Annotated in this window: 6 protein-coding genes and 1 pseudogene; 3 read left to right on the top strand and 4 right to left on the bottom strand. The window is 61.8% G+C overall.

Annotated features, from left to right (window positions below; genetic code table 11):
* Positions 1-243: 243 nt before the first annotated feature.
* The 3 genes from EWE75_RS20890 to EWE75_RS20880 form a co-directional block, all read right to left on the bottom strand.
* Complete coding sequence (locus tag EWE75_RS20890; protein WP_130160030.1) at positions 244-477, bottom strand: hypothetical protein; 234 nt, start codon at positions 475-477, stop codon at positions 244-246.
* 100 nt (positions 478-577) lie between these two features.
* Positions 578-1,015 (bottom strand): hypothetical protein, encoded by a 438-nt coding sequence (locus EWE75_RS20885; protein WP_130160029.1) that lies wholly within the window; start codon positions 1,013-1,015, stop codon positions 578-580.
* 5 nt (positions 1,016-1,020) lie between these two features.
* On the bottom strand, positions 1,021-1,665 hold the full coding sequence (locus tag EWE75_RS20880; RefSeq protein ID WP_130160028.1) for a hypothetical protein: 645 nt from the start codon (positions 1,663-1,665) through the stop codon (positions 1,021-1,023).
* Positions 1,666-1,789: 124 nt separating this feature from the next.
* Between EWE75_RS20880 and EWE75_RS20875 the strand changes: the two genes are divergently transcribed.
* From EWE75_RS20875 to EWE75_RS20865, 3 genes are read left to right on the top strand one after another with little or no spacing between them, the layout of a single operon-like run.
* Complete coding sequence (locus EWE75_RS20875) at positions 1,790-3,004, top strand: tyrosine-type recombinase/integrase (protein WP_130160027.1); 1,215 nt, start codon at positions 1,790-1,792, stop codon at positions 3,002-3,004.
* Positions 3,001-3,945 (top strand): tyrosine-type recombinase/integrase, encoded by a 945-nt coding sequence (locus EWE75_RS20870; RefSeq protein WP_130160026.1) that lies wholly within the window; start codon positions 3,001-3,003, stop codon positions 3,943-3,945. The genes EWE75_RS20875 and EWE75_RS20870 overlap by 4 nt, the downstream gene beginning before the upstream one ends.
* The gene (locus tag EWE75_RS20865) at positions 3,942-4,937 is read left to right on the top strand and encodes a tyrosine-type recombinase/integrase (protein ID WP_130160025.1); all 996 of its coding nucleotides are present in this window, start codon (positions 3,942-3,944) and stop codon (positions 4,935-4,937) included. Before EWE75_RS20870 ends, EWE75_RS20865 begins: the two co-directional genes overlap by 4 nt.
* An 81-nt stretch (positions 4,938-5,018) precedes the next feature.
* On the opposite strand, the pseudogene EWE75_RS20860 reads toward EWE75_RS20865, so the two are convergent.
* Positions 5,019-5,684 (bottom strand): annotated as a pseudogene (locus EWE75_RS20860) (ArdC family protein); the annotation flags it as partial.
* Between the last annotated feature and the right edge of the window lie 89 nt (positions 5,685-5,773).

Raw genomic sequence — 5,773 nt, 5'->3', positions numbered from 1 at the left:
GACATGCTGAGCGAAGCGCGTCTCACGACCAAAACTTGGCGCGAATTCCTTGACGCTTTCATCGATGACCCTGAGCTCGCCGTACGCCTCAAGGACCGAACACCGCGGTAGCAATCGGACGGTTACGGTAAAATCAGGCACGACTTCATAGCTAGATTGTCTCACTACCCTGAATTTTCCGGAATTGGCGGGAGCTGCCAGTGCGGAATTTCGCATTCTGGTGGGGAAGCTGCCGTTCTGTAGCTAACCGAATTGTTCTACGAAGTCGGTAATCTCCTCGGCTGTGGCCTGCCATCTTTCGCCTCGCGCCTCCGCAAGTGAGATCACGCCGAGGAGAGCGACAGGACCCTCTGCGGCAAACTGGTCGTCGGCTCGCTCGGCAATCAGGAGGTCTCCGCTGCTGCGCATGGAGAAGCCTTTCGCCAGTATCGTCAAATAGGCTGGCGTCATTAGATTGGCAGCGTCGTTCAGGTGCATGGCGTCTGTTTATCGCAAACAGTGTCCCTCGTGAACGACCGAAATTGGGGCGATTCCTGCCGATGTCGCGGCGAAGCGGGTGCTCCCCAGGGCAACGCTCTCATCGTAGCTGGCGCGGTTCGCGTACCTCGTCGGCATCCTGGGTAGCTTCGTGAACCTCCTCGCGGATGATCTTCGTGGTGATCTCGTCGAGATGAGCCGTGAGCGCGCTGCTCAGTTCCTCAAACTCCGGCCAAAGCGTCATCTGGACGAAGCTGGCCGGCGCACGGATAATGACGGTCTGACGGTGCATCCGCGTGTAGCGAAACGGCTTGATACCGTATCGACGGCACAGGGCGATGAAAAGCTGACGGGACCAGGGATCGGGTATCGAGAATTTGAACTCCTCGGCGCGTTCTTGCTTGCTGGCGTTCTCGAACTTTCCTCTGATACGCTCGGCCGCAGCGCCAGCGGCCGACTTCTCACCGTCAGTCTTTGCGCCGGCATAGAGCGCTTCTATCTTGCGCAGCTTCTCGCGGAGTTGGTCTTCGGCCAGCATGGATATCAATGCACCGTCGGCTTCTCGGTGAGAATACCATCGACCATCTGACGACGCGCGCGGGTGCAGGACAGCACGGCCTCATGGACCTCTGTCTCCATGATCCGGGTCAACTCGCGCAAGTGCCTGAAGGTCGTGTCGAGCTGCGTCCGGTCATCGGCATGGGGATCGCGCAACACCAGTTCGCAGATGCCCGCCATCATGGCGCGCATCTCCGCAAGACGGTCGACGGCCTCGTGCGCGCGCTCGGGAAGATCGATGACCTCCTCGCCGTTGAAGAGCCCTTCGATAAACCCGTCCAGTTCCTGGAGACGAACGAGGCCATATCGGCCCAGATCGGCCGCGGTCGATTCCGTGGCCATGCGGGTTAACCGGAATGGCTGGCTGCGCTTCTGATGCCGGGTCAGGTCGTTCCAGAGCCCCTGCACAAGAGCGTCGAGCAGTTCGTTGACTTCCTCGATGCTGTCGAAGGGCGGCAGTTCGCCACCCCAAAGGGCCTTGATGATCTGGAGCGGCGAGGCCGAAATCGCGGGTGTCGCGATATTGCCCAGGAAGCGCGTGCGCACCTCATGATACGGCACGGGGCACTCATACTTCTCCAGCAAAGCCTGAGCAATCTTGTTGCTCTGCGCAGTGTCCGCCTTCTTCATATCCTCCCGTCCGCAACGAAGATCGTGATCGTCATGCCGCAATCCGCATCGACAGGCCGACGATAATATTGCGGTCGGGGTGCCCGCAAGGTCGGATCGTGCTTCCATAGCAAGGAGCACGAAAATGCCGAACGATCTGCAATCCCTGTTCGACCGACATATCGACACGTTCATGGACCGGCTGACTGCCGAAAATTACAAGCCGCGAACGATGAAGACCTATCGTATCCTGCTGAACCGCTTGGTATCCTTGATCGAAGCGGCTGGAATATCGCCGTCGGATCTGACGATGGAACAGGCGGCCGAGTTGGTTCGCAGTGACGAGCGCAACCGGCGCGAACCCAACAAGTGCCAGAATATCGCGCGGCGCTTCGTGGCCCATCTGATCGCCAGCGGCGTGACGCCAGCCCCGGTCGCAACACCGGAGCAGATCGCCCGTGCTGCGTTGCGCATCGACTATGAAGAGTATCTGGTTCGGCAACGGGGGCTAAGTCCGCGCACGATCTATCACTCCTGGCGCTTCGCCGACCGGTTCCTCGACCACCGGTTCGGCGGCCGCGAAACCGATCTCGCAGCGATCAGCGCGGGCGATGCGGTATCCTTCCTTCAGCATCTGCTTGGAAGAAAAGGCCCTTATCGCGACAAGACCGCCGCCACCCACCTGCGCACCTTTTTTCAATATCTGTTCCAGCGCGGCGTCACGGAAACCAACCTTGCCCTGTGCGTGCCGACTGTTGCCCAGCGATGGGATGCGAGGCTCCCACGCTTCTTGTCGCCCGAGCAGATCGAAGTCCTGCTCGCATGGGTTCGCGACAATCCGAAACATGGACTGCGCGATCATGCGATGCTGCTGATGATGGCGCGGCTCGGGCTGCGGGCACCGGAGGTGATCGCCATCCAGCTTGACGATATCGACTGGCGCGCCGGTGAGTTGCTCGTCCGGGGCAAGGGCCAGCGGCATGATCGCTTGCCTGTTCCGCCGGATGTCGGAGAAGCGATCGCAGCCTATATCCGTCAGGAGCGCGTATCGGGATCACGGACGCTGTTCGTCTCGTTGCGGGCGCCAAATGGCCCCTTCAAGGATGGGCAGGTCATCAACACCATATTGCAGGATGCCTTCGCCGCGACCGGCGTCACACCGCCCGGCCCGTATGTAGGATCGCACGTCCTTCGGCATAGCCTGGCGACGAACATGGTGCGCAACGGCGCGTCCCTTGCGGAGATCGGCGACATGTTGCGCCACAGGTCGCGCGCTTCGACGATGATCTATGCGAAGCTGGATACCGACGGCCTGCGTTCGATCGCAAGACCGTGGCCGGTAGCGGGAGAGGCACAATGAGTCTCGCTCATGAACTCGATCGCTATCTCAGCGTCAGGCGCAGCCTGGGATATGACCTGGCCACAGCCGAAAGGGCGCTGCGCCGCTTCGTGCAATATGCCGATGAGCAGGGCGTCAATCATATCACAACCGACCTGTTCCTGCGCTGGCAGAATGCGTTCGGCAACGCCAGGCGATCGACATGGGGCGCTCGCTTCATCATGGTACGCGTGTTCAGCCAGTGGCTCCACGGCATAGACGCTGCCCATGAAGTGCTTCCCCGTGGGCTGGTCCCTTACCGCTATTGCCGAACGCACCCCTATATCTTCACCCAGGCGCAGATCGCCGCCATCATCGAAGAAGCAGCGCAGTTGCCGTCTATCTATGGCATCCGCGGTCTGACCTGCTCGACCCTGTTCGGGTTGATCGCGGTGACGGGCATGCGGATCAACGAGGCGCTGAGCCTCGATACTGGCGACGTCGATCTCGATAACGGCCTCGTCCACATCCGCTGCGGCAAGCTGGGCAAGGAGCGCCTGCTCCCCGTCCACGACACCGCGGTCGAGCGGCTTCGCACCTATGTTGCCCGGAGGGACCGGTTGCTGGGGCGCCCATCGGTTCCGTTCTTCATCAAATGCGATGGAGGCAGGCTCGGGGATTGCGGCGCGCGCTACAACTTCGCGCATGTCTGCCAACGCATCGGTCTGCGCGAGCCACAGACCGAGGGGCGCCACGGTCGTGGTCCTCGTATCCACGATCTACGGCACAGCTTCGCCGCGCGAACGATGATCGACTGGTACAAGTCCAGCAAGGATCCTGCGCGCGAAATGATCAAGCTGAGCACGTGGCTTGGCCACGCCAAGCCGGATCACACCTACTGGTATATCGAGGCTGTTCCGGAACTGCTGGAGTTGGCGTCAGCCCGGATCATCGATCCTCAAGACCGGGAGCTATGCTCATGACCGGCATGACGTTCCCGGCGCTGCTCCAGCACTTCTTCACCGACCGCCTTTGCACGCAGATGGAGGCAAGCCGCAACACGATCGCGGGATACCGCGATACGTTCCGGCTTCTGGTCCGCTTTGCCGCCGCCCGCTCGGGGAAACCACCGACACGCCTCGGCATCGCCGATCTTGACGCCGAGGTGATCGCCGACTTCCTCATCCATATCGAAACGGCGCGAGGCAATGGCGCACGAAGCCGCAACACGCGCCTTGCTGCCATCCGGTCCTTCTTCCGCTACGTCGCCATGAACGAGCCGGAGTGGCTGCTGCACTGCCAGAGAATCCTCGCACTGCCGGACAAGCGCTATGTGAAGAGAAGTGTCACGTTCCTCGATGGACCCGAGATCGCAGCGTTGCTGGCTGCGCCCGACCGTTCGACCTGGACCGGTCGACGTGACCACATCCTGCTGTTGGTTGCCCTGCAAACTGGCCTGCGCGCATCGGAACTGACCGGTCTGCGCCGCAGGGATGTTGTCCTCGGCACCGGGGCACATATCCGCTGTCTGGGTAAAGGGCGAAAGGAACGTTGCACGCCGCTTCGTCGGGATACTGCCAAGGCCCTGCAGAACTGGTTGAAAGAATGGCGCAGTGACGATGATGGACCGCTGTTCCCTTCCATCCGTGGCGATCCACTCTCGCGTGACGCCCTGGAACATCTGGTCCGCAAACACTGTCTGACCGCTGCGCGTTCCTGCCCTAGCCTGACCAGCAAGCGGGTAAGCCCGCACACCCTGCGCCACAGTACAGCGATGGAACTACTTCATCATGGCGTTGACCAGTCCGTCATTGCGCTCTGGCTCGGGCATGAATCCGTCGAAACCACGCAAATCTATATCCACGCTGACATGCGGCTGAAGGAAAAAGCTCTGGCCAGCGTTGCTGCTCCGGAGACCAAACCCGGCAGGTTCAGGCCTGACGACGAACTTCTCGCCTGGCTCGAGGCTCTCTGATTATGCCGACCCGTCGCATGGCTGATCGACGGGGATTTCCCGCTCAAAAAGGCCATGCGGCATAATCCGGCGCTCGGCATAATGAGTCAGCTCGTGGAGGCAGGTCCGGTAATAATTGACCTGCTCGAAGAAGGCGGGCTGCGGCGGCACCTGCACGAAATCCTGCGCGGGCGCATAGAAAGCGCGCGTCCCGCCGACCCGGAAATCAACGCCCGAGGCCGCGATCACGTCCTCGGCGACAGGCACGATCTCGCGCTCGGGTAGGGGTGCCGGATCGGACGCCAATCCCTCGCGAAGCCCGTCGCATTGCGCCACGTTGAAAACGGTGAAGCGCTTGAGGAACGGAATGGTCGTGGCGTCATCGCCGGTCCGGCGGGCGCGTTCCCGCTCGGCCTCGGGCGTGAAGCGGTCGGCGTAGACGACGCACTGCCCGCGCTCGCCCTTGCGGACGCAACCACCCGCTTCCTGTGCCTGTCGGAAAGTTAGCCACGATTGCGACGGCCAGCCATGTTCAATGACCGCGCCCCACAGGATCAGGACATTGACGCCGGAATAGCTGCGCGCGGTGAGTGCGTTGCGTGGCAGGCAGGGGCCGCTACCACCATGTGCGCCCCACGGCTGAACCCACGGGAGCCGTCCGGCTTCCAACTCGGTGATGATTCGCGCGGTCACCGCGTCGTAGAGGTTCACCCGGTTGCCGGGCTGACGGTCTTCGCCCGCGCCCTTGCGGCGGGTTGATCTCGGCATGGCCTATCCTCCTCGCCACCCGAAAAGGCACAAAACCTCCCCGCGGAGGCGGGGGTGGGCGGCAAAAAGCGACCAAGAGGCCCGGCTCC

This window comes from Sphingomonas populi (genome assembly GCF_004208535.1).
In the GTDB taxonomy this organism is placed as follows: Bacteria; Pseudomonadota; Alphaproteobacteria; order Sphingomonadales; family Sphingomonadaceae; genus Sphingomonas; species Sphingomonas populi.
Note: the sequence above shows the minus strand (reverse complement) of the source record. Positions and strands in the feature narration are given on the sequence as shown.

Coding starts and splice junctions, on each gene's coding strand:
- EWE75_RS20890 (WP_130160030.1), bottom strand. CDS start 477: ATGCACCTGAACGACGCTGCCAATCTAATGACGCCAGCCTATTTGACG.
- EWE75_RS20885 (WP_130160029.1), bottom strand. CDS start 1,015: ATGCTGGCCGAAGACCAACTCCGCGAGAAGCTGCGCAAGATAGAAGCG.
- EWE75_RS20880 (WP_130160028.1), bottom strand. CDS start 1,665: ATGAAGAAGGCGGACACTGCGCAGAGCAACAAGATTGCTCAGGCTTTG.
- EWE75_RS20875 (WP_130160027.1), top strand. CDS start 1,790: ATGCCGAACGATCTGCAATCCCTGTTCGACCGACATATCGACACGTTC.
- EWE75_RS20870 (WP_130160026.1), top strand. CDS start 3,001: ATGAGTCTCGCTCATGAACTCGATCGCTATCTCAGCGTCAGGCGCAGC.
- EWE75_RS20865 (WP_130160025.1), top strand. CDS start 3,942: ATGACCGGCATGACGTTCCCGGCGCTGCTCCAGCACTTCTTCACCGAC.